This window comes from Musicola paradisiaca NCPPB 2511, assembly GCF_000400505.1.
Taxonomy (GTDB): domain Bacteria; phylum Pseudomonadota; class Gammaproteobacteria; order Enterobacterales; family Enterobacteriaceae; genus Musicola; species Musicola paradisiaca.
Genome location: NZ_CM001857.1, coordinates 820,257 through 842,112 on the forward strand (window position 1 = coordinate 820,257; position 21,856 = coordinate 842,112).

A 21,856-nucleotide genomic window follows, 5' to 3' on the forward strand; every position below is an offset into this window, starting at 1 on the left:
TGTCATCATGATTTTTCTCCAAATACCCCTAACAGCGGGTGCCAGCACCATGAGTTATCTTGTTTTCTCAGGCTGATTTCACCGAAGCGGGCGCTGATCCACGCCAGTTCCCGCTGTTTCTCCTCGGCCAGTTGCAGGTAAAGCGCGGTGTAATCCATCGCTACCCACTGGCTGACGCCATCGGCCATGGCTTGTTGTACCGGGCGAATCACATCGATTTTTTTCCAGCCGCTCGGCCCATCGTCTTGCACCATAAAGCCTGGTTCGCCGTCTTCCTCTTCCAGCCACAGGCTGTAGCGCAGCTGTGGCTCTGACCGGCGAAACATCGTGTGCCGTTGCAGTTCGCCGTTCCAGTGCAGCGGTTTGCGCCACCACCACACCGCCGCAGGTTTATCTGCGGGTTTTGGTTTTTTCCTCCCCAACAACACCAGCTTTAATGCCGCGTGCTCAAGGCTTATCAGCGTCAGGTTTTTGAGGTCTATCGGTGGCGTTGGCTCGGTAATACGTGGCGCAGCACTAATGCTCTGATAATCCTCCGGTTTGAGGATCTCCCGCAGATCGTGGCTGGCGAGGGTGAAGCCGTCTTTCGCTTCAAAACCGGGGCGGCAAAACGCTAGCAGCTCCCCTTTCAACGCCCGCACGTTATGGCTTAGCAAATAAAAATTGGGCGAGGACGGCACAAACTCGTCACGCTGGCGGTGGCGCAGAATACGCCCGGCCAGTTGGATCAGCGAACGCATCGAACTGGGTTCGGCAATGGCCCAGTCATAATCGTGATCGCGACCCACTTCCGCCACCGAGGTGGCCAGCACCACAAACACATGATGCTGTTGCGGCTGCTGTTCGATGGCATGACGAATTTCCGCCACCTGCCACAGTGCCTCCGGGTGTTTGCGCATCAGGGCCGCATCCAGCCGCGCTTCGATGTGGGAACGCATCGCCAGCGGGTGCTGGCTGTGATAGACGCAGTAATGCACGCAGCAGTCCGGCGGCGAGGGCATCGCCATCAGTGCGCGCGCCACCGCCACCAGCGGGTTGATGTTGGCCATACGAATCAACCCCAGCGACACGGTTTTCCCCGACGAATGCGTCTGGTGGTGTTGCTGGTGCAGCGCGAACAGCCGTGGGTGCAGGGTTTGCGCCACCGCCTGACACACCGCACTCGCCCCTCGCTCAGTGCTGACGACCGGTTCAATCTCTGCCCAGCGCAGCCGCTGTTCCTGCTGTTGCAGCTTACTGATGCGCCCGGCGACAAACGCCTGATGCTGGTCGGCAAAAGCCAGGGTATCGGCTATGGTCTGACACTGGCTGTCGAACTCATCAAACCAGCCACAGCAGACAGTCAGCGGCGTACCCGGTTCGCCATACGCCTGCTGCCAGGCGGCACGGCCATTCAGGTAGGCTTCGAACAGTGCCCGAATCAGCGCGGGCGGCAGCGTGGCGGATGACAGCAGCACCCGTGAGCCAAGCATCCCCGCCCAATTCACCAGCCGACACAACGCGGGCAGGTCTTCCAGCCCGAAATCGTCCGGTTCATCCAACACCAGATCAGAGGTCAGCAACCGTAGCATCGGCGCAATCTGGTGGCCGCCGCGCAGGCTTTCGGTAGCGGGCATCAGATGATCAATCGTCGTCACCAGCACCGGCGCGCTCAGCAGTTGATGCAGCGTCGGCGATTTTTCCAGCCAGGTTTTCAGCCGACCATCATCCAGCGAGCCCTGGTAGCTGACGTACTGATGTTCGCTAAACAGCGACTCGGCGGATTCACTGCCAGTCCGCGCTGCCCCCGCTTCCTGCTGGCGCAGCTCATGCAGTTCCTGCACTGCCTGGGAGCCTATCAACACCGCCAGATCGTCCTCATCCAGCGTCAGGCGCTGGCGCAGCGCGTCGCCGGTTTGCAATGTCAGGGTGCGTAGGCCGAGCGCTACCGAAAAGCGACACCCGGTGGATTCGTCTGCCAGCGCGTACATGATGCGGGCATTGGCCAGTGTTTTGCCGCGACCGGTGGACGCCATGTTGACGCCAAAGAAGCCGTGGCGGGCGGCCTGCTCACGTATCGCGCAAACCTTGTCAAACGCTTTATCCTGCCAGCGAAAACGCGCATCGGTACTGCGCTGGCGAAAGCCTTTGTGCCGGGTGATGGCGGGCAGCGTGTCGCGCAGGTGCGGTAAGCTGCGCCCCAGCAACAGCGCGTTTTGCCCAACGCCGACGCAGTGTTCGTCCAGTTGCTGCTTGAGCTTGCCGGTCTTCCTGTCCGTGTTGGCCCATACCCCATAGCGGGGATCCTGCCAGCCGGTCGTGGCGGCAGCAGAGGAATAGTGGTGATCCGCCAGCATCAACACCAGCCGTGCCAGATGCACCGTCAGCCGCTGATCCAACTGACCGACGGTCATCAGCGAGGGTAACTTCAGCGCACGGGTGGCGAACTTGCGCGCCTTTTCGCACCAAATACGGCTTTGCAGCGGCGTGCCGTGTGGGAATTGCCACACCTGTTGCCATTCTTGCGTGCTGATATCCGGGCGCAGGTGGTTAATGGCATTCCAGCGCGGTGATAGATGGTCATTGAGCCAATGGTCGATAAATTCCAGTTGCGGCGCACCGCTCGATTCGCCGTCCGTCGGGGTATGAAACAGCGGCAAGCGGTGGTGCGACACAATCAGCCAACCCACCACCTGCGCCAATGGCGGCAAGCTGTTAAACGGCGACGGCTTGGGGATTTTCGCGTCCTGCTGCAACCGCGCCAGCAGCGCCGCTTCGGCATCTGGGCCGACGGCAGCCAGCGTTGTCAGCCAGTCGGTATCGTCCTGCTTGCCGACAAACGCCTGAAACAGCCGCAGTGATACCCACTCATGGCGATAAGGCTGGCTGCGCGGCCCATTACCCTGTAACCCCGCCTGAAACAGCGCATTGGCCTTGCCGATATCGTGAAACAGCCCGGCAATCGCCGCCAGCAGACTGAAGGCTTCGGCACTATGCCACGGGTTTTCATCGTTGCTGCGCAGAATATCGCGCTCGGTGCGGTTGGTCGGTACGCTGCCCTGCAGGTTGAAACGCCGCAGATTGCCGACAATCCACAGCAGTTCGGTGTGATTGGCGCTGCGAATCCAGTGGCAGGCGACGGCGGTGTTGCGCCGCGCGGTTTTCCGCAGCAACTGGCGCAGCATTTTCAGCCCTTCTTCGGTGATGGCGGTCTGCCAGGTGCGTTCGCCTTTACGCTCAGCGAACTGATCCAATACCCGACGGGTTTCCACCAGCGCCCGCTTGTTGCATTCGGAAACCAGCAAAATATTCATCGCGCCACCTGGCTGCCGGTTTTCGCCACCTGGCTTAATTGCTGAGCCACCTGTTGCAGGCTGTCGATCATTACATCCAACGCCTCGGCCTGTCGAAACGCCGTCAGGCAACGCTGGCGGAAATCCTGCTCGTCTTCGCCTTCCATCGCGGCGATAAACGCCTGCGGCAAAATCAGCGCGTCTTTGATCAAATCCGCCACATCGAACACCAGCCCGCCGCGTCGGGTCTTGCCGTGCAGCACCGCCAGGCCATGCGGCAGGCCCAGCACCCACAATGCTACTGCCGCCAGCCCGTAAGCCAGATAGTTGCCGTGGTCGAGAAAACGGTTCGCCAAATCGGTGCCGCCGCCGCGTTTGGCGCGGGTAAAATCACCGTAGCTCACGGCGTTGGCCGCCAGCCGATATAACGCTTTGGTCATCATCGCTTCCTGTACCAGCACATCGTTACTGGTGCGGCAGTCGACCAGTCCCTGCTGATAGCGGTTAAGCAACGCTTCCACATGTTCGGGTTTGATGGTGAAACGTGATTCACGCGCCAGTCGCCCACCCAGCCAGTGCTGACGAATCTGCCCAATGCGCACCTGTTGAAAGGCAATCGCCGCCGCCAGCCGCTGCTGTTCGTTAAACCAGAAGCTGACCCAATCCTGCAAATACTCAGTAGGGCGGTATTCACTTTGCGGCGACAGCCACGATACCGCCACTTCGGCCTCGTTGGCGGCGAACAATGGCGTACCTCCACTGCCGCAAAACCCGACCATCACCCCGGCGCGAGCAAATTCCCGCATCGCCGCCTGCGTCACCGAGGTGCCGGTGCCGAGCATTACCACGCTGGTATTAGCGATAGGGATATTCCAGTACAGCGACTGATTTCCTTCTTCAGTGACATATTCCACCCGTCCGCCATTCACCAAAATACGGCAATGCTGGAGGTAATAAATATTGGCGCGTTTGGAGTGCAGAATGGTTTTTAAATCCGACGGGCTGAATACGTTATCCATAAAACCGTTTCTCTTAGGTAGCGATAAAACAATCCCATCCTACGTAATAACACGCAGGCTAATAATTCATTGAGAAATACGTAATCTACTGGAAAGTAACGAGAATCAGCCTAGCACAACCCAAACCAGAAAATGAATGACGCCAGAAACACTTTTCCCGCTTCAATACCCTTTTTTTCAGCCACCTTTCTCAGTATTGAAAAATCAATAAGTTACCGACAGCCGAAAAAAAAGGGTCTGACAGCGAAAATCGACAATTGCAGGCTGAAATACAACGGGTTAGAGTCAACGGGCTACAGTTCACTGCCGAGTAGGCAGCTTAGAAAATTTTTCGGCGCCATGAGTCCAGCCGGTAAATGTTCACTGCCGAGTAGGCAGCTTAGAAAAGGATGTCGGCCTGAGCAAACCGAACACCGGAGTTCACTGCCGAGTAGGCAGCTTAGAAAACCGGGCGCCAGCAGCAAACCTTTCACCGAACGTTCACTGCCGAGTAGGCAGCTTAGAAAGCGATCTCTCGTCTGGTACTTCGTTGGATATCGTTCACTGCCGAGTAGGCAGCTTAGAAAACAGCAAGGCATGGACGCAGTGCGGGCCATGAGTTCACTGCCGAGTAGGCAGCTTAGAAAATGACGGTTCAACCGCAATAACAACTCGGTTTGTTCACTGCCGAGTAGGCAGCTTAGAAAATCTGGTCAATCTCGGCAAGGCGTTGCAGGACGTTCACTGCCGAGTAGGCAGCTTAGAAAAAGATCGTGTTCATTTTGAATGGTTTGGGCCGTTCACTGCCGAGTAGGCAGCTTAGAAATAACGGCAAGATCGATAAGATTATCGAGTTGCGTTCACTGCCGAGTAGGCAGCTTAGAAATCTTCGAATCCCTGCTTGAGCGATGAAAGCAAGTTCACTGCCGAGTAGGCAGCTTAGAAACTCCACGATCAGCAGGAGATGCAAACAGGGAGGGTTCACTGCCGAGTAGGCAGCTTAGAAAAGCCCAAAGCATCGCGGAAAATGGCATCAAACGTTCACTGCCGAGTAGGCAGCTTAGAAAGTGGTCTGAGCACAATACAGAAGCGTTCGCCGGTTCACTGCCGAGTAGGCAGCTTAGAAAAGGAATGTCTTTGCATCAGCCGGTCGAGGCGTGTTCACTGCCGAGTAGGCAGCTTAGAAACATCACAATTTACGCTGGGGAGGTGATATGGAGTTCACTGCCGAGTAGGCAGCTTAGAAATGCAAAATGACTTCATTGTCTGGCCTGCAACCGTTCACTGCCGAGTAGGCAGCTTAGAAAGAGCGTGCTCAGCAAATCAGACAGGGAATGAAGTTCACTGCCGAGTAGGCAGCTTAGAAAGAAATCATATGGGTGGCATTCGGGAACCCGACGTTCACTGCCGAGTAGGCAGCTTAGAAAAATGTGTCAGGCGTTACCGTCGGCACTGGCTGGTTCACTGCCGAGTAGGCAGCTTAGAAATTGATGAGGTGACTTTTGATGGCGTGGCAGATGTTCACTGCCGAGTAGGCAGCTTAGAAAAATCTCTTTGTTTGGGCCACGCTTTTCGGGTAGTTCACTGCCGAGTAGGCAGCTTAGAAAGCAGATGCTAAACAAGCGCGGCGAGATGTACAAGTTCACTGCCGAGTAGGCAGCTTAGAAATTATCGCCTACAAACCAACGGCAACCATCCTGGTTCACTGCCGAGTAGGCAGCTTAGAAAACCATACAGAACACTCGCGGCAGATGGCTTATGTTCACTGCCGAGTAGGCAGCTTAGAAAAGTCTCGACGCCCAATCCTGCGCCAGCGCATTGTTCACTGCCGAGTAGGCAGCTTAGAAATCTTTCAGCATCGATTCCTGCCACTTGCGCGGGTTCACTGCCGAGTAGGCAGCTTAGAAAAGGTCAGCGAAGGAGACAGTGATCAGCCTGCCGTTCACTGCCGAGTAGGCAGCTTAGAAACAAACACCTCGCGCCCCAGCACATTCTGCATAGTTCACTGCCGAGTAGGCAGCTTAGAAAGTTACACCAAGTTTGGAAAGCTTTTCAAATATGTTCACTGCCGAGTAGGCAGCTTAGAAATGTGGCACTGGAATATGAGAATCAATCACTTAGTTCACTGCCGAGTAGGCAGCTTAGAAAAGCAGATCACGGCGGTAGAGGTCGTACCCTGTGTTCACTGCCGAGTAGGCAGCTTAGAAAAACCATCAACGGCGCTGGGGCCAGCGTTATAAGTTCACTGCCGAGTAGGCAGCTTAGAAACAGTGGGTGCAGCCATCGCGATCTGTTGCTTTGTTCACTGCCGAGTAGGCAGCTTAGAAAAGTGGATAGAAGCGTTTTAAAAACTCTTCACGGTTCACTGCCGAGTAGGCAGCTTAGAAAAGTCTCGACGCCCAATCCTGCGCCAGCGCATTGTTCACTGCCGAGTAGGCAGCTTAGAAACGTTTGAAAGGCAATCTGCCGCCTAAATTCTTGTTCACTGCCGAGTAGGCAGCTTAGAAATGTTACTCAAAAATTGCTGGGGCTACAGTATCGTTCACTGCCGAGTAGGCAGCTTAGAAAGTAGCGAGCACACAGAAACTAGTGATAAGCGCGTTCACTGCCGAGTAGGCAGCTTAGAAACTGAGGACTATGTGGAGTCTCTTCGGGCCACCGTTCACTGCCGAGTAGGCAGCTTAGAAATGTTGGCGGATGAAGACTTGCCCGACGAGGCGGTTCACTGCCGAGTAGGCAGCTTAGAAAAATGCGTATGGCGTGAGCATGATTTCAGTAGAGTTCACTGCCGAGTAGGCAGCTTAGAAAGCGAACCAAAAAGAAATGTCCATCTTGCGGTAGTTCACTGCCGAGTAGGCAGCTTAGAAAGTAACCGCCAGGTGCCAGATACTTACGTAGCGGTTCACTGCCGAGTAGGCAGCTTAGAAAGCAACCCTGGAAAGAAGGGGAACCCAAAACTCGTTCACTGCCGAGTAGGCAGCTTAGAAATGAGTACTGCCAGTCTATTGTTGAATATTTCTGTTCACTGCCGAGTAGGCAGCTTAGAAAAAGGGGGCGCGCTTAGCTCTCGCTATCAACACGTTCACTGCCGAGTAGGCAGCTTAGAAAGCCGCCGCCGGAAGTGATGCAGGGTATGCCGCGTTCACTGCCGAGTAGGCAGCTTAGAAAAAAGAGGATGTGAAAGACAGGATAGGGCGCTGTTCACTGCCGAGTAGGCAGCTTAGAAACGAAGCGCTCAGCCGTGCGGAAGTTGACGGAAGTTCACTGCCGAGTAGGCAGCTTAGAAAATTGCTTCCACCGCCCAACATATTGTCCTCAGGTTCACTGCCGAGTAGGCAGCTTAGAAATGTCAGCGCCTTAAGGTATTGGTTAGCACCGTGTTCACTGCCGAGTAGGCAGCTTAGAAATAATTCCATGCCTCTCAAATGCTTCGATAGATGTTCACTGCCGAGTAGGCAGCTTAGAAAGATCTGCTCGACATTCCAGCAGATGAAGTAAAGTTCACTGCCGAGTAGGCAGCTTAGAAAATCGCCAATGGATTTAAGCCCGGTGCCGTAGCGTTCACTGCCGAGTAGGCAGCTTAGAAAGTTGTGGTGGTCACCGGCTGGATCTCCATCAAGTTCACTGCCGAGTAGGCAGCTTAGAAATTATCGCGGTTTTCAGCAAGCCATTCATCGATGTTCACTGCCGAGTAGGCAGCTTAGAAAACGACAGATGCGGCGGGGAACTGCTCGTCATCGTTCACTGCCGAGTAGGCAGCTTAGAAAGTAGCGAAGAACGCCTTCGAGCAATATCAGAAGTTCACTGCCGAGTAGGCAGCTTAGAAAGATTTATGTCAGGGTTTTGCAACACTCCAGCGGTTCACTGCCGAGTAGGCAGCTTAGAAAAGGCACGACCGCGACGCACGATAGCGTCAGCAGTTCACTGCCGAGTAGGCAGCTTAGAAAACCTGCTGAACTTTGTCAGGCTGGCTGGCTGTGTTCACTGCCGAGTAGGCAGCTTAGAGATGGTCGGTGCGTTGCGTGGTGCTGGGAGAGGGGGCACTACGTGCTGGTTGCGAAGAAATGGAATCGAGTGGGATGGCGGATAGGGCGATGTTCACTACTGATTCAACAGCGTAGCAACGCCAGAGGAATCGATGGGGGAGAGTACAAAGGTAAAAAAATCCCCCGAGCGGAAACCGGCGGGGGACGAGGATTGACCAACGAAATTACTGTACAGCAGCGAAAGCGTCGGCGACGCGCTGAACGTTGCCGTGATTCAGACCTGCCATGCAAACCCGACCGCTGGCGATCAGATAAACGCCGAACTCTTCACGCAGGCGATCGACCTGTTCCGGGCTGAAACCGGTATAGCTGAACATGCCGCGCTGGGTCAGCAGGTAATCGAAATCACGTTCCGGCAGGGCCTTTTTCAATGTGTTAACCAGCGTTTGGCGCATTTCCTGGATGCGTACTCGCATGGCTTCCACTTCCGCTTTCCAACTGGCGTTGAGTGCCGCGTCGTTCAGTACCCGCGATACAATCTGTGCCCCGAAGTTCGGCGGGCTGGAGTAGTTACGGCGCACGGTAGCCTTCAATTGGCCCAGTACGCGGGCGGCGGCATCGCTGTCTTCGCACACGACGGATAACCCACCAACGCGCTCGCCATACAGCGAGAAAATCTTGGAGAACGAGTTGCTGACCAATGCCGGTAAGCCTGAGCCAGCGATGGCGCGGATGGCATAAGCATCATCATCCATACCGCCGCCGAAGCCTTGGTAGGCGATATCCAGGAATGGGATCAGTTCGCGGCTAATCAGCACTTCAATGACGCGATCCCACTCGGCATGGGTCAAGTCGGAGCCGGTCGGGTTATGGCAGCACGGATGCAGCAGCACGATGCCGCGCGCCGGCAACTGCCGGAGTGCGTCGATCATCCCTTCGATATTCACTCCCAGCGTTTGGGCGTCGAAATAGGGATAGGTATGCACCTTGAAACCGGCGCCGGCAAAAATCGCAATGTGGTTTTCCCAGGTTGGGTCGCTCACCCATACCTCGGAATCCGGGAAATAACGTTTGAGGAAGTCAGCCCCTACTTTCAACGCGCCGGAGCCGCCCAACGTCTGAATGGAGGCGATGCGCCCTGCGGTCAGCGCCGGGTGGTGTTCACCGAAGAGCAGGTGCTGGATCGCGTTGCGGTAGCTTTGCAACCCTTCCATCGGCAGATAGACCGAGGCGTGCTGTGGTTCGGCCTGCATTTGCGCTTCTGCGGCCGCAACGGCCTGCAACTGAGGAATGACGCCTTGCCCGTCGTAATACAGCCCGATGCTGAGGTTAACCTTGTCGGTACGCGGGTCCTGTTTGAATTTCTCCATCAGGGACAGGATAGGGTCGCCGGCATAGGCGTCGACATTCTGGAACACGGTCTTGACTCTCCTGAGATATAAAGTAATGAGGCTGTTCGCACGGGCGATCGCTTTACGCGGTGTAACGTCCGGGGCGGTGATTCATGGCGATAATCAGGTTCAGCACGGCGGCGCCTAACACGGAAGCGATCAGCATCGGTATGCTTACCACGAACAAGGAAGCCAGCACAATGGTTACATCTACCGCCATCATCAGTTTTCCGGCGCGAATTCCGCTTTTATCCTGTAAATAAAGCGCCAAAATGTTCACACCGCCCAGGCTGGCGCGGTGACGAAACAGCACGATGAACCCCAGGCCCATGATGATGTTCCCGAACAGCGTGGCGTAGACGGGTTGCAGACGATCCATGTGGACAAACATTGGGTGTAGATCGGAAAACAATGACACCATGCCTACGGCGCAGAAGGTTTTAAGGGTGAATGGCCAACCCATGCGGCGGATGGCCAGATAATAGAACGGCAGGTTTATCAGGAAGAAGGCGGCGCCGAATGAAACGTGCGTAACGTAATGCAGCAAAAACGCCATGCCTGCCGTGCCGCCGGTCAGCGCACCCGACTGTTTAAGCATGACCACGCCGAATGACACCATCAACGTACCGATCAACAGCGCCAGCGCATCTTCCAACCGTGTGTGGGAAATATTGTCTGTGGAGATAACGTTATCCATGAAAAAACACTCAACATCGAAGAACACCTGTGTTTTCAAGCAAAAAGCGCACCAGCTGGGTTGCAACCAACGCAGGCCTTCTCGTTTTTTAATCAGGGATAACGCTAACTTATTGAAACATCGCGAGCATTTTATTGCACGAAATACGCATATTTTTGTATTTTTTGGATTGATTCGTGTGATTTTTATTCATCCAATGCGTGCATCGTGCCCTGGTGTGCACCATCATGAGGCAACCTATGCACTGAATCAGAGCGCGCTGGATATCGGCAGCATCAGGCCATTCTCTTTCAGCCGGTTCAGCACCACCGATGTTTTCAGGTGCGCCACGCTTTTGTTACGCGCCAGAATCTGGCTGATAAGCGCGCTCAGTCCATGTAGGTCAGCCACCGCGACTTTCAGCAGGTAATCCGCATCACCGGTGGTTTTATATGCGTCGATAATCGCACTTTCCTGCCCCAGCATCTGATGGAACCCATCCACGCACTCCTGCGTATGGTTGATGAGACGAACTTCTATCAGCCCCAGCACTTCGAGGCCGACGGCGTCCGGCGCTAAACGCGCGTGATAGCCGAGGATCAACTGCGCCTGCTCCAGCGCGATGCGACGGCGTGAACACTGTGAGGCGGACAACCCCACCAAGGCGCTGAGTTCCTGATTCGTTAAGCGCCCATTTGCCTGTAATAACATAAGAATTTTTAGATCAAAGTCGTCGATGTTGTACATGTCCATTACCCGGCTAAGGAAAAAACAAAGGCTACAGACTAGCAGCTTTTTGGGCTGTCGGAAGCCTGTGGCGAGAGATCTTGCGAAAGACGTTGATGACGCGAAAGCGCACACTTGCACGCTTTGGGCGTGTTTCGATGCGTTATCGGGAGGGCGGGAAGACGGCATGCCATATTCAGTCATTACATGCACGAACTAAACGATGGCGGCGATAAATTCGCGTGATTTGTGAGAGACGTGCCGGGGAATATTTCCAACATATTCAGTCTATTAATCTTTATCGCCGCCTGGATGACAGGCGATGTTGTCCGGCGCTCTTAAGCCGTGCCGGGGCAGGAAGGGACATGCTACAGTGACGCTTTTGCCGGGCAGGCGTTAATCACAAGGATTTTATGATGAGAAAACGTTTTTTATTCATTCTGTTATTGGGGGGAGCCGGCAGCGTCAACGCCGCATCTCATCTTGATCAGGTACAGGAACAAGGGGTGTTGAAAGTGTGTACCACCGGCGACTATAAGCCGTACACGTCGCAGCGTGCCGATGGTGATTACGAAGGGATCGATATTTCTATGGCGCGATCCCTGGCGAAAAGCCTGGGTGTCAACGTGGAGTGGGTAAAAACCAGTTGGAAGACCCTAATGCCGGATTTTCAGTCCGGAAAGTGCGATATCGCCATGGGCGGGATTTCCGTGACGCTGGAGCGTCAGAAAAAAGCCTTTTTCTCCAGCATGTTAGACGTAGATGGCAAAATCCCTCTGGTGCGTTGTGAAGACAAGGATAAGTACCGGACGGTGGCGCAGCTTAATCAGCCGTCGGTGCGGGTGATTGAGCCGGCAGGCGGCACCAACGAGGCTTTTGTCCACGCCTATTTGCCTAATGCTCACCTGATGTTGCATGACAATGTGACGATTTTCCAGCAACTGGTGGACAAGCAGGCGGACGTGATGATTACCGATGCATCGGAAGCGTTGTTCCAGCAGAAACGCTATCCGCAGTTGTGCGCAGTCAACCCGTCTTCGCCGCTGCAATATGGCGAGAAAGCTTACATGCTGCCGCGCGACGACATGAACTGGAAGCTGTATGTGGATCAATGGCTACATTTATCCAAGTCGAACGGAGAGTATCGGAATATAATTTCGCAATGGATTGCTTTATCTGAATAAAATTCGATTGTTTTATCGTAAGGCGATGTAAAGAAATATAGTTAACGGTATATCTTGGGATAATCAACCGTCATTGCGCACCATTGGATAGCTTTTACTTATCTTTTGGTGCTTTTTTTATTCAATTTTTTTGAGCTCATGCGGCAAATTAACTAGATTTTAACAACGCTGTCACAGCGCTATTCTTCTTCACATCGAAGGCAATCACGCCTCCTTATAAACAATAAGTGAAGGAAATAATCATGAACTCTATCAAATTAGTTGCTGCTGCGGTTGTCCTGTCTACCCTGTCTTTCACTACGCTGGCCGCGACAGAAGTCCAGAGCGCTCAGGCAAATCGCGTAGGTACCGTTTCCGCATCCGCGCGCAGTCTGGGCGAATTGCAGTCCCAACTGGCCGCTCAGGCCGATGCGGCCGGCGCCAAGTCTTATCGCATTATCTCTGCGACCGGTAGTGAGCAACTGCGTGGCGTAGCCGAACTGTACAAATGATTCGTCAGGCGATGGCGTAATAACTGACGCCATTGCTGTATCGAGAGAATAAAAAAACCGGTGGAGCACAGGCTCGACCGGGTTTTTTTGTCGATGGAGACGCGTCAGCCGATATATTCCACCCGGGTGCGGGCGGTCAGACGGGTGATCAGCTCATAGGCGCTGATGTCGTTGTGTGCCGCCACGTTTTCCACTGGCAACGGGCCGCCCCATAGAATCACTTCGTTACCGACCTGATCGTCGGCGTCTGGCCCCAGATCGACGGTAAGCATGTCCATCGACACCCGGCCGACCAGCGGGACTTCACGGCCGTTAATCCACACTGGCGTACCACTGCGGGCGCCGCGGGGGTAGCCGTCGCCATAGCCCATGGCCACGACGCCCAGCCGGGTGTCGCGCGTACTGCTCCAGGTACTGCCGTATCCGACCGGTTCGCCGGCATGGTGTTCACGCACGGCGATCAGGTGAGAGGTTAGCGTCATGGCGGGTTTGAGCTGCCATTGCCCGGCGTCGCCGTGCCCCAACGGCGACACACCGTACAGAATGATGCCGGGGCGAATCTGGTCGCGGTGCGCTTCCGGCCACAGCAGGATGCCGCCGGACGCCGCGATGGATTGGGCGCCCGGTTTACCGCGCGTGAAAGCGTCGAAACAGTCGAGCTGGCGTCGGGTGGTGTCGAACTCCGGCTCGTCGGCGCGGCAAAAGTGGCTCATCACGTTCACCGGCTGCACGACATTCGCGCAGCTGCTCAGACGGGCATAGAAGGCCTCGGCGTGTGCCGGCAATACGCCGAGGCGGTGCATACCGGTATCCAGTTTCATCCACACTTTTAGCGGATGCGGCAGCGTCGCCTGTTCCAGTGCGGCCAGTTGTTCCACGCAGTGGACTGCGGTTTCCAGCTGGTGTTCAGCCAGTAACGGCAGCTCGTCGGCGCAGAAGAAACCTTCCAACAGTAGAATGGGTTTGGTGATGCCGCCGGCGCGCAGGGCGAGGGCTTCGCTGAGACGGGATACGCCGTAACCGTCGGCGTCGGAGAAGACACGAGCGGCTTCCAGCGCACCGTGCCCGTAGGCGTTGGCTTTCACTATGGCGATCAGGCGGCTTTGCGGCGCCATCTGTCGGATGAGCTGCAGATTATGGCGCAAGGCGCTGCGATCGACGACGGCGGTTGCCGTTTTCATTCTTAATCCTTAATGCGTTTATTCATCATCGTATTGTGGGCCGGCATAGTTATCGAAGCGCGACCACTGCCCGTTAAAGGTCAGGCGTACTGTGCCAATCGGCCCGTTACGCTGTTTCCCTATAATGATTTCAGCGATGCCTTTCAGATCGCTGTTCTCGTGATAAACCTCATCACGGTAGATAAACATGATCAGGTCGGCGTCCTGCTCAATAGAGCCGGATTCACGCAGATCCGAGTTGACCGGACGTTTATCCGCACGCTGTTCCAGGCTGCGGTTGAGCTGGGACAACGCGATGACAGGCACTTGCAATTCTTTTGCCAATGCTTTGAGCGAACGAGAGATTTCAGCGATTTCCAGCGTACGGTTGTCTGACAGCGACGGTACCCGCATCAATTGCAGGTAGTCGATCATGATCAGGCTCAGGCCGTCGTTTTCACGGAAAACACGGCGCGCGCGGGAGCGTACTTCGGTCGGCGTCAGGCCGGAGGAATCGTCGATGTACATATTGCGTTTTTCCAACAGCAACCCCATGGTGCTGGAAATGCGCGCCCAATCTTCGTCGTCGAGCTGGCCGGTACGGATGCGGGTTTGATCCACGCGCGAGAGCGAGGCCAGCATACGCATCATGATCTGTTCGCCGGGCATTTCCAGGCTGAAGATCAGCACCGGTTTTTCCTGGGTCATGGCGGCGTTTTCGCATAGGTTCATGGCGAAGGTGGTTTTCCCCATGGAGGGACGCGCCGCCACGATGATTAAATCCGATTTCTGCAACCCGGCGGTCTTTTTGTCCAGATCCTGATAACCGCTGGAGACGCCGGTCACGCCATCGTGCGGGCGCTGATAAAGCTGTTCGATGCGGGAGACGGTATCTTCCAGGATACGGTCGATGCTTTTTGGCCCTTCATCTTTGCTGGCGCGATTTTCGGCGATCTGGAATACGCGGGATTCAGCCAGATCAAGGAGATCTTCGCTGCTACGCCCCTGCGGATCGTAACCGGCGTCGGCAATTTCATTGGCAACGGCGATCATCTCTCGCACCACCGCGCGTTCCCGCACGATATCGGCATACGCGCCGATATTGGCCGCGCTGGGGGTATTCTTCGCCAATTCAGCCAGATAGGCGAAACCGCCGGCAGAGTCCAGTTCCCCCTTCTGTTCTAATGACTCTGACAGCGTGATCAGGTCGATGGGTTTGCTCATCTCCAGCAGACGCTGCATTTCGTTGAAGATCAAGCGATGGGCGCGGTTGAAGAAGTCTGCGGCGACAACGCGCTCGGCGACATTGTCCCAGCGCTCGTTATCGAGCATCAGTCCCCCCAATACCGACTGTTCCGCCTCCAGTGAATGAGGGGGAAGTTTTAACCCTTCGAGTTGACGATCCCGGGTATCCGCCGGTTTATTGGTTGGTTTTTTTCTGCCATGAAACCTGTTCTTTTACTGGTTGATTTACCTTTTGAGGTGTGGGCATTGTATATGAATGACACCGAGCCTGGTAACGATAACCACCAGCTCAAGATGAGAATAATGAGGAGAAAAGCATGGCCAAGCGTATTCAGTTCAGCGCGCACGGCGGCCCGGGGGTATTGGAATATGTGGACTTTACGCCACGCGACCCCAGCCTGAATGAAGTCCAGGTGGAAAACCGCGCCATCGGCATCAATTATATCGACACCTATTTCCGTTCCGGTCTCTATTCCCCGCCATCACTGCCTTCGGGGCTGGGCACTGAGGCTGCCGGGGTGGTGAGCAAGGTGGGGGCTAACGTCAAACATGTGAAAGTGGGCGACCGCGTGGTGTATGCCCAGTCTGCATTGGGGGCTTACAGTGAACGGCATAACGTGCCGGAAGAGAAAGTGGCGTTGCTGCCGGACGATATCAGCTTTGAACAGGCGGCGGCTTCGTTTCTGAAAGGGTTGACGGTGTACTACCTGTTGCGCCAGACGTATGAAATCAAGCCGGGCGAGACGTTTCTGTTTCATGCCGCAGCCGGGGGCGTCGGGCTGATTGCCTGCCAGTGGGCGAGAGCGCTGGGCGCAAAACTGATCGGTACCGTCGGTACGGCCGGGAAAGCGGAAATAGCCCGGCAAGCCGGTGCCTGGGCGACCATCAATTACCGTACTGAAGATATCGCCCAGCGTGTACTGGAGCTGACCCACGAAGAAAAAGTGTCGGTAGTGTATGACTCGGTCGGTAAGGATACCTGGGAGGCATCGTTGAACTGCCTGAAACGCCGCGGGCTGATGGTCAGCTTCGGTAATGCCTCCGGGCCGGTAACGGGCGTGAATCTGGGGATCTTGAATCAGAAAGGGTCGCTCTACGTGACCCGGCCGTCATTGTTCAGCTATATCACTAACCGTCAGGAGCTGGAACACGCCAGCAAAGAGCTGTTCGCGCTGATCGCCAGCGGTGCGATCAACGTCGATGTGCCGGATAGCCAGAAATTTGCGCTGGAAGACGCGCAAGCCGCCCACCAGGCCTTGGAAAGCCGCCAAACGCACGGTTCCAGCCTGTTGATTCCAGGGCTGTAAAAAACAAACGCCTCCCTGATGGGAGGCGTTGCTACAACGGTATTTTCATCGGCCGTATTGTAGGGTACAGCGGTTGAATACCATGGACGTTGTCATTGTATGACGTTGTTTTTACTCCGTGGTATTGATGAAATCATAGAGGGAATCAACGTCGTACCGTTGATTCGCGTCGAGAATAACAGCCTGTTGAAGAAAAAAATCTTTACTGGCGCACAGTTTCGGCATTCAGACCGAACACTGTGCAGCCAATGGCGTGATTTACCACAGGATGTTCGGTTATCTGTGGTAGCGGTCGGTCGGTTGTTGCGTGGCCCGCCAAATCCAGGCCACCGCCAGCGCCAGCAACAGCCAGGGGAGTAGTTTGAATACCAGAGCGACAAATCCTCCCAACAGCATAGCTGCCGTGGCTATCGCCAGCGCCACCATCACCCCCAGCAGCGAAATGCCAGTGATGACCAGTACGACAAAAAATCCGATAACGAACAGAATTTCAAACATGGCAGGCTCCTGTGGCGTGTGCCGGGCGGCGTTGTGCCACCCTCTATTCGACAGTTAACAAGAAGCGTGCCAGTTCATACTTTGGCTAATTTATTGATTTTAAAGCCAGATAATCTAAGCGCCTGACCAGGAAGTGGCGAAAATCACCAACAGTTGGCAATAACGGTTATGGCCGTTGCACCCGGGTCAGCGCCTGTTCCACGACGGAAACATCGGCGCCGGGACGGTGGGCGTTTTCACTCAGGAAGCGGCGCCACTGGCGTGCGCCGGGCAGGCCCTGAAACAGGCCCAGCATATGACGGGTGATATGGCCGAGCTGCGCGCCCCGGCTCAGTTCGCGCTCGATATACGGATACATGCCTTCGACGACGGCGAACAGATCAGGGACGGGCGCGGTAACGCCGAACAACTGGCTGTCAACCTGCGCCAGCACGCCGGGGTTCTGATAGGCTTCGCGGCCGACCATGACGCCATCGAGGTGCTGCAAATGTTGTTGCGCTTGTTCCAGCGTTTTGATGCCGCCGTTGATGGCGATGGTCAGCGCGGGGAAATCGCGCTTTAGCTGATAAACGCGCGGGTAGTCCAGCGGCGGAATCTCGCGGTTTTCTTTGGGGCTGAGGCCGGACAGCCAGGCTTTGCGGGCATGGACGATAAACGTATCGCAGCCGCCGCGTTCTGCTACCGTGCGGATAAAAGCGCACAGGAAATCGTAACTGTCCTGATCATCGATACCGATGCGGGTTTTGACCGTGACCGGAAGGCGAACCCGCCCACGCATCGCGTCCACGCAGTCCGCCACCAGCTCCGCTTCCGCCATCAGGCAGGCGCCGAAGCGGCCGTTTTGTACTCGGTCGGATGGGCAGCCGACGTTGAGGTTGATTTCGTCATAGCCGCGCTGTTCCGCTATCTCGGCGCACTGCGCCAGCGCCTGCGGATCGCTGCCGCCTAACTGTAACGCCAGCGGATGTTCCTCGTCGTTGTAAGCCAGGTAATCGCCTCGACCGTGAAGGATGGCGCCGGTAGTGACCATCTCGGTGTAGAGCAGCGCGTTGTGGCTCAGCAACCGATGGAAGTAACGGCAGTGGCGATCGGTCCAATCCAGCATCGGGGCGACGGAAAAGCGGCCGCGCCAGAAAGGGGGCGTGCCGTCGGGGATGGTTGGCGTTGGATTCATGGCGATACGGACTCACGGCTGGCTAGCAATAAAGGGGCGACATAGTAACGTGATTTGCCGGTTTTGGGGAGAGCGTCATGGTTTCGATTCAAGCCTCCACATCCACATACAGCGCATCATAACGCCAGTATTCGCAGTCGCAATCGATGATGCGATCGTACTGATCGCGGTTGATACGGGTAATGAACAGCGCCGGGCTGCCGGGCGCCAGCTTTAGTACCGGTGCGGCGACGACGGGCAACGGGGTGGGTAGCATAGTGAAACGCACTCGCCCGTAGCGAATGCCGTATTGCGACAGGTAGTAATTGGTGAGCGACTGGGTGAGGTCGCCATTGAGCAGATCCGGAAAATAGGCCGGATTGAGATAGTGCTCCACATACAACACCGCGCGCCCATCGAGGCGGCGCAGACGGCGGATGCAATAAATTTCCGTCCCTTCTTCCAGCTCCAGGTGGCGGGCGATGGTGGCGCTGGCCGGCATCACGCCCGCGTCCAGCACGTCGGTCTGCGCCTGACGCCCCTGCTTTTCCGCCATTTCATGAAAGTGACTTCTGTGCAGCGGATTATAGCTAAGCCGCGGCGGCGAGATGAACCAACCGCGCCGCAGTTCGCGGTAGATGATGCCCTGGGACTCCACCAAAGTCAGTGCTTCGCGCAGGGTAATGCGCGTGGTGGAAAACTGCTCGCTGAGCGTCCGCTCGGACGGCAGGCGGCCGCTGGCGAACTCGCCCTGACGAATCCGCGCCGTTAATGCATCGCCAATCTGGGTGATGGCGGTGGTGGGTTGTTTTGTCATCGCCTAAAAGCCTTAACCTAGTGCAGCCTGCACCATAGCAGGGATTTTGGGTCGGGAGAACCCGTTGCCTGCGTGGGATGATCCGCGGCTGAAACGCCGCTGTCACCACGCTGACATAAAAACTTCATCATCGTGTGATGAATTGGCTTGGTTATTGCTGGACTAGACCAGAATAGCGAACATTTTCTCAATCTGGAGCATGATGATGAAAAAATTGTTGTCTTCCGTGTTAATCAGCAGCGCGCTGTTTTCTTCCGTGACCCTGGCGCAGGATGTGGCCGCGCTGGAGAAAGCCGCCCGCGCCGAGGGCGAAGTGAACAGCGTCGGGATGCCGGACAGCTGGGCCAACTGGAAAGATACCTGGAGTGACCTTGCCGCCAAATACGGCCTGAAACACAGCGACACGGATATGTCTTCGGCACAGGAAATCGCCAAGTTTGCCGCCGAAAAAGAGAACGCCAGCGCCGATATCGGCGATGTGGGGATCGCCTTCGGCCCGATCGCGGTACAGAAAGGCGTCACCCAGCCTTACAAACCCACCACCTGGGATCAGGTGCCGGATTGGGCGAAGGACAAGGATGGCCACTGGGCGCTGGCCTATACCGGCTCCATCGCTTTCATCATCGATAAACAGCAGGTGAAAGAGATCCCGCACAGCTGGGCCGATCTGCTGAAAGGCAAGTATGTGGTCACTATCGGCGACGTCGGCGCGGCGTCTCAGGCTTCCACCGGCGTACTGGCCGCCAACTACGCGCTGGGCGGCGATGAAAAGAACCTGAAACCGGCGCTGGCGTTTTTCGGCAAACTGGCGAAGGAAGGGCGTCTGGGGCTGACCAACCCGGCTATCGCCAATATCGAAAAAGGGGAAGTACAGGTGGGCGTGGTCTGGGACTTCAACGGCCTGAACTACCGCGACAAAATCAACAAGGATCGCTTTGAAGTGCTGATCCCGTCCGATGGCTCGGTGATTTCCGGCTACACCACCATCATCAACCCCTACGCCAAGCACCCGAACGCCGCCAAACTGGCGCGCGAGTACATCTTCTCCGACGCCGGTCAGATCAATCTGGCGCGCGGTTACGCCCGCCCGATCCGCGCCCAGCACATTACGCTGCCGGATGACGTGAAAGCCAAACTGCTGCCGGAAGCCCAGTACAAGAGCGCCCGTCCGATTGCCGACGGCGAAGCCTGGGACAAGACCGTCAAGACGCTGCCGCGTCTGTGGCAGGAAAACGTCATTATCAACATGAAGCAGTAATTGCGGTCTGGAGTACGGGATGAAAACGATTTTGGTCGTGCTGGATGGCCTCTCGTTCCAGGTTGGGCGCGAGGCGATGGGGTATCTGCAGGCGGAATGCGCCGCCGAGCGCGGGCAGCTTTATCAGTTGGAGTGCGAGCTGCCGTCGCTGTCGCGCCCGTTGTATGAGTGCATTCTCACCGGCATTACGCCGGTGCGAAGCGGTATTGTGCATAACGGCGTTGCCCGGTTGAGCCGCGAGCGCAGCATTTTTCATTATGCCCGCGACGCCGGCTTGACCACGGCGGCGGCGGCCTATCATTGGGTCAGCGAGCTGTATAACCGCACGCCGTTTGACGCAGCGCGGGATCGCCACACGGCCGAGCCGGCGCTGCCCATTCAGTTCGGTCATTTCTACCATGACGACAGCTATCCCGACTCCCATCTGTTCGAAGATGCAGAAAGCCTGCGGCTGCGCCATCAGCCGGACTTTCTGCTGATTCACCCGATGAACATCGACGACGCCGGCCACCGCCACGGGCTGTCCACGCCGCAGTACCGCAACCGGGCGCGCATGGCGGACGGTTATCTCTCCCACTGGATGCCGCGCTGGCTGGAAGAGGGGTACCAGGTGCTGGTGACGTCCGATCACGGCATGAACGATGACCGTACCCACGGCGGTATTCTGCCGGAAGAACGGCAGGTGCCGCTGTATGTCTTCGGCCGCGGTTTTTCACTGCGGCCGGACGCCAACCCGCAGCAGACCGAACTGTGCGGCACGGTGTGCCAACTGCTGGGGGCGAAACACGATAAACCCTGGTGCCGGGCGTTGCTGAATGGCGCCGGGATGGAGGTTGAGGCGTGAGAAAAAGCTGGTTGGCGGCACTGATTCTGCTGCCATTCTTTGTGGTGTTTTTCGCGTTCCAGATAGCGCCGCTGCTCTGGATTGCGGTCAACAGTTTTTACAGCGAAACCGAGAGCGCCTGGGGGCTGGCGAATTATGTCGATATTCTGACCTCGCCGTTTTACCTGCAGGCGATCCGTTTCTCGCTGGATATCTCTTTCTGGTCCAGCTTGTACGGTCTGATCATTGCGCTCGTCGGCGGCTATTCGCTGCGTCAATTGGGCGATGGCGGCGTGCAGCGTTTTGTGATGGCGTTTTCCAACATGACCAGCAATTTCGCCGGGGTGCCGTTGGCGTTCGCCTTTGTGATCATGCTGGGGCTGAACGGTTTTCTTACCCTGCTGCTGAAGCATTATGGGCTGATCGACGGTTTCAACCTGTATTCGCGGGACGGCCTGATTCTGATTTACACCTATTTTCAGATCCCGCTGGGTATCTTGTTGCTCTATCCGGCTTTCGGCGGCCTGCGCGACGAGTGGCAAGAGTCGGCGGCGCTGCTGGGCGCCAGCCGTTGGCGTTATTGGCTGCATATCGGCATTCCGGTGCTAATGCCGGCGCTGCTGGGCACCTTCGTGATCCTGCTGGCCAACGCGCTGGGGGCGTATGCCACCCTCTACGCGCTGACTACCGGTAACTTCAACGTGGTGCCGATCCGCATTGCGGCGCTGGTTTCCGGCGATATCACGCTCGATCCCCATCTGGGCAGCGCGCTTTCCATGCTGCTGGTGCTGTTGATGGCGCTGATCACCCTGGTGCACCAGTGGCTGTTGCGTCGGAGTTATACCTATGTCGCACGATAACCTGTCGCTTG

The 21,856-nt window shown here is 56.2% G+C and carries 15 protein-coding genes, 1 pseudogene and 1 CRISPR repeat array; of the genes and pseudogenes, 6 read left to right on the top strand and 10 right to left on the bottom strand.

Translation table 11 applies throughout. The annotated features are described in order from the left end of the window. Window positions 1-5: 5 nt before the first annotated feature. From cas3f to DPA2511_RS03790, 5 genes are all read right to left on the bottom strand, one after another. A complete protein-coding gene (cas3f, locus tag DPA2511_RS03765) occupies window positions 6-3,293 on the bottom strand; it encodes a type I-F CRISPR-associated helicase Cas3f (RefSeq protein ID WP_012764363.1) in 3,288 nt (1,095 codons plus the stop codon). Then, entirely contained in the window at window positions 3,290-4,291 is a 1,002-nt protein-coding gene (cas1f, locus tag DPA2511_RS03770) for a type I-F CRISPR-associated endonuclease Cas1f (protein WP_012764364.1), read from the bottom strand. The genes cas3f and cas1f overlap by 4 nt, the downstream gene beginning before the upstream one ends. 298 nt (window positions 4,292-4,589) lie before the next feature. After that, a CRISPR array of direct repeats spans window positions 4,590-8,277; the repeat unit is 28 nt; unit sequence GTTCACTGCCGAGTAGGCAGCTTAGAAA. 203 nt (window positions 8,278-8,480) lie between these two features. After that, entirely contained in the window at window positions 8,481-9,674 is a 1,194-nt protein-coding gene (locus DPA2511_RS03775; RefSeq protein WP_012764365.1) for an amino acid aminotransferase, read from the bottom strand. A 55-nt stretch (window positions 9,675-9,729) separates the two neighbouring features. Next, on the bottom strand, window positions 9,730-10,344 hold the full coding sequence (locus tag DPA2511_RS03780; RefSeq protein ID WP_012764366.1) for a YitT family protein: 615 nt from the start codon (window positions 10,342-10,344) through the stop codon (window positions 9,730-9,732). A gap of 249 nt (window positions 10,345-10,593) precedes the next feature. After that, window positions 10,594-11,070, bottom strand: a complete 477-nt coding sequence (locus DPA2511_RS03790) for an Lrp/AsnC family transcriptional regulator (RefSeq protein ID WP_023638152.1) — start codon at window positions 11,068-11,070, stop codon at window positions 10,594-10,596. Between the two features lie 395 nt (window positions 11,071-11,465). Between DPA2511_RS03790 and DPA2511_RS03795 the strand changes: the two genes are divergently transcribed. Then, complete coding sequence (locus DPA2511_RS03795; protein WP_012764368.1) at window positions 11,466-12,233, top strand: transporter substrate-binding domain-containing protein; 768 nt, start codon at window positions 11,466-11,468, stop codon at window positions 12,231-12,233. 242 nt (window positions 12,234-12,475) lie between these two features. Beyond that, window positions 12,476-12,724 (top strand): multiple stress resistance protein BhsA, encoded by a 249-nt coding sequence (bhsA, locus tag DPA2511_RS03800; protein ID WP_012764369.1) that lies wholly within the window; start codon window positions 12,476-12,478, stop codon window positions 12,722-12,724. A gap of 104 nt (window positions 12,725-12,828) precedes the next feature. On the opposite strand, the gene alr is transcribed toward bhsA, so the two are convergent. Further along, window positions 12,829-13,905, bottom strand: a complete 1,077-nt coding sequence (gene alr / locus DPA2511_RS03805) for an alanine racemase (protein ID WP_012764370.1) — start codon at window positions 13,903-13,905, stop codon at window positions 12,829-12,831. A gap of 18 nt (window positions 13,906-13,923) precedes the next feature. Further along, a pseudogene (gene dnaB, locus DPA2511_RS03810) lies at window positions 13,924-15,321 on the bottom strand (replicative DNA helicase); the annotation flags it as partial. A 125-nt stretch (window positions 15,322-15,446) separates the two neighbouring features. Between dnaB and DPA2511_RS03815 the strand changes: the two are divergent. Further along, window positions 15,447-16,436, top strand: coding sequence for a quinone oxidoreductase (locus DPA2511_RS03815; protein ID WP_012764372.1), 990 nt, complete (start codon window positions 15,447-15,449; stop codon window positions 16,434-16,436). A gap of 276 nt (window positions 16,437-16,712) precedes the next feature. On the opposite strand, the gene pspG is transcribed toward DPA2511_RS03815, so the two are convergent. The 3 genes from pspG to DPA2511_RS03830 all read right to left on the bottom strand — a co-directional run bounded on the left by pspG (window position 16,713) and on the right by DPA2511_RS03830 (window position 18,904). Beyond that, a complete protein-coding gene (gene pspG, locus DPA2511_RS03820) occupies window positions 16,713-16,934 on the bottom strand; it encodes an envelope stress response protein PspG (protein WP_012764373.1) in 222 nt (73 codons plus the stop codon). A gap of 166 nt (window positions 16,935-17,100) precedes the next feature. Continuing rightward, window positions 17,101-18,108, bottom strand: a complete 1,008-nt coding sequence (gene dusA, locus DPA2511_RS03825; protein WP_012764374.1) for a tRNA dihydrouridine(20/20a) synthase DusA — start codon at window positions 18,106-18,108, stop codon at window positions 17,101-17,103. An 88-nt stretch (window positions 18,109-18,196) separates the two neighbouring features. Continuing rightward, complete coding sequence (locus DPA2511_RS03830; protein ID WP_012764375.1) at window positions 18,197-18,904, bottom strand: UTRA domain-containing protein; 708 nt, start codon at window positions 18,902-18,904, stop codon at window positions 18,197-18,199. Between the two features lie 205 nt (window positions 18,905-19,109). On the opposite strand from DPA2511_RS03830, the gene DPA2511_RS03835 reads away from it, so the two are divergent. From DPA2511_RS03835 to DPA2511_RS03845, 3 genes are read left to right on the top strand one after another with little or no spacing between them, the layout of a single operon-like run. Further along, complete coding sequence (locus tag DPA2511_RS03835; protein WP_012764376.1) at window positions 19,110-20,162, top strand: ABC transporter substrate-binding protein; 1,053 nt, start codon at window positions 19,110-19,112, stop codon at window positions 20,160-20,162. Window positions 20,163-20,181: 19 nt separating this feature from the next. Continuing rightward, window positions 20,182-21,006 carry an alkaline phosphatase family protein gene (locus DPA2511_RS03840; protein ID WP_012764377.1) on the top strand — a complete coding sequence of 275 codons (825 nt, stop codon included), beginning with the start codon at window positions 20,182-20,184 and terminating at the stop codon, window positions 21,004-21,006. After that, window positions 21,003-21,845, top strand: coding sequence for an ABC transporter permease (locus DPA2511_RS03845; protein ID WP_012764378.1), 843 nt, complete (start codon window positions 21,003-21,005; stop codon window positions 21,843-21,845). Before DPA2511_RS03840 ends, DPA2511_RS03845 begins: the two co-directional genes overlap by 4 nt. The last annotated feature ends 11 nt before the right edge of the window (window positions 21,846-21,856 follow it).